The 1,605-nt window shown below is 65.1% G+C and carries 1 protein-coding gene; it reads left to right on the top strand.

Features of this window, described 5'->3' with window-relative positions:
* Nucleotides 1-1,605 (top strand): pyruvate dehydrogenase (acetyl-transferring), homodimeric type (gene aceE / locus AC2VOP_RS16375; RefSeq protein ID WP_486961951.1); only part of this gene is annotated, 1,605 nt, incomplete at both ends.

Genomic DNA, 1,605 nt, shown 5'->3' with positions numbered 1-1,605 from the left:
GCGCACAGCGGCCCGGCGTCGGCGTGGGTGGTCATATCTCGACGTACGCCTCGTCGGCGTCGCTCTACGAGGTCGGTTTCAACCACTTCTTCCGCGGAAAGTCGCACCCGGGCGGCGGCGACCAGGTCTTCATCCAGGGCCACGCCTCCCCCGGCATCTACGCACGGGCCTTCCTGGAGGGCCGGCTGACCACCGATCAGCTCGACGGCTTCCGCCAAGAGCACAGCCATCCCGGTGGCGGCCTGCCGTCATACCCGCATCCGCGGCTGATGCCCGACTTCTGGGAGTTCCCGACGGTGTCGATGGGGTTGGGCCCGATGAACGCCATCTACCAGGCCCGGTTCAACCACTACCTGCATGACCGTGGCATCAAAGACACCTCCGACCAGCATGTGTGGTGCTTCCTGGGCGACGGTGAGATGGACGAACCGGAGAGCCGCGGGCTGCTGCACATCGGCGCGCTGGAAGGGCTGGACAACCTGACCTTCGTCATCAACTGCAACCTGCAGCGCCTGGACGGCCCGGTGCGCGGCAACGGCAAGATCATCCAGGAGCTGGAGTCGTTCTTCCGTGGTGCCGGCTGGAACGTGATCAAGGTGGTCTGGGGCCGTGAGTGGGACGCGCTGCTGCACGCCGACAAGGACGGCGCCCTGGTCAACCTGATGAACGTCACCCCTGACGGGGACTTCCAGACCTACAAGGCCAACGACGGCGGCTATGTCCGCCAGCACTTCTTCGGCCGCGACCCGCGAACCAAGACCCTCGTCGAGCAGCTCTCCGATGAGCAGATCTGGAACCTCAAGCGGGGCGGTCACGACTACCGCAAGGTGTATGCGGCCTACCGCGCCGCCGTCGAGCACAAGGGCCAGCCCACCGTGATCCTGGCCAAGACCATCAAAGGGTATGGCCTGGGCAGCCACTTCGCCGGGCGCAATGCCACCCACCAGATGAAGAAGTTCCGACTGGAAGACCTCAAGGACTTCCGTGACTCGATGCGGATCCCGATCTCGGATGCCCAACTGGAGGAGAACCCCTACCTGCCGCCCTACTACCACCCCGGTCCGGAGGCGCCGGAGATCCGCTATCTGCTGGAGCGGCGGCGCAGCTTGGGCGGGTTTGTCCCCGAGCGCCGCAACAGATCCCGCGAAAGGTCCCGCAACAAGTCCAAGGCGCTCACCCTGCCGGGTCCCGAGGCCTACCGGGCGGTGCGGCAGGGGTCGGGCAACCAGGAGGTCGCGACCACCATGGCCACGGTGCGTATCTTCAAGGAACTGTTGCGGGACAAGCACACAAACGGGCTAGGCGACCGAATCGTGCCGATCATCCCCGACGAAGCCCGCACCTTCGGGATGGACTCATGGTTCCCGTCCTTGAAGATCTACAACCGCAACGGGCAGCTGTACACCTCAGTCGACGCCGAATTGATGCTGGCCTACCGGGAGAGCCAAACCGGCCACATTCTGCACGAGGGCATCAACGAAGCGGGTGCGGCCGCCAGCTTCACCGCCGTGGGCACCTCGTATGCCACCCACGACGAGCCGATGATCGGCGTCTACATCTTCTATTCGATGTTCGGGTTCCAGCGCACCGGTGACGGCCTGTGGG

The sequence above is a fragment of the Mycobacterium sp. TH-M106 genome (assembly GCF_057473765.1).
This window is presented reverse-complemented; position numbering and strand designations above follow the sequence as displayed.